General features: G+C 55.3%; 1 protein-coding gene. It reads right to left on the bottom strand.

The features are described from left to right. On the bottom strand, positions 1-531 hold a 531-nt coding region (wecB, locus tag ACGTN6_RS20745), incomplete at its 3' end, for a non-hydrolyzing UDP-N-acetylglucosamine 2-epimerase (RefSeq protein ID WP_394594971.1). Between the last annotated feature and the right edge of the window lie 111 nt (positions 532-642).

Here is a 642-nt window from a genome sequence, read left to right as displayed (position 1 = left end):
CAGGGAGTCGATGACGGTGTTGCCGGTCACGAACACCATGGCGGGATCGATACCTTCCTCCAGTAGGTTGTTTCTAGAGGTATCGGTCGGTGCGAAATGCAGCTTGGCGAGGGCCCCGGTCAGCTTGCGATTGCCCTCCTCCGGCCACGGCGAATAGAGGTTACCGGTACGCAGGCCAGCTTCCACATGGCCAACGGGAATTTGCTGGTAATAGCAAGCCAGCGTAGTGGAGAAGGTGGTTGCCGTATCACCATGCACCAGCACGATATCCGGCCGAAAATCGTTCAGAACGTCTTTCATGCCCTGCAGGATGCCGGTGGTGACATCGTTGAGATCCTGGCCGGGCTTCATCAGATCGAGATCGTACTCAGGCTTGAGCTCAAAAAGGCTGAGCACCTGATCGAGCATTTCACGATGCTGTGCGGTCACGCAAACGCGTGCATCAAAACGCTCATCGGCGGCAAGCTGCAAAGCGAGAGGGGCCATTTTGATGGCTTCGGGGCGAGTACCGAAAACGGTAAGAACTTTCACTTGGTCTTTCCTTGGCAGCACCTAGCCACCTTCCTGGTTTCAACGATCAACAAGCTGGTACTCAAGTTCCTGGCAGCGCAAGAAATAATGCTCCAGAAGACTCTGCGTTTC

The sequence above is a fragment of the Halomonas sp. B23F22_20 genome (assembly GCF_043496985.1).
Classification (GTDB): domain Bacteria; phylum Pseudomonadota; class Gammaproteobacteria; order Pseudomonadales; family Halomonadaceae; genus Halomonas.
Note: the sequence above shows the minus strand (reverse complement) of the source record. Positions and strands in the feature narration are given on the sequence as shown.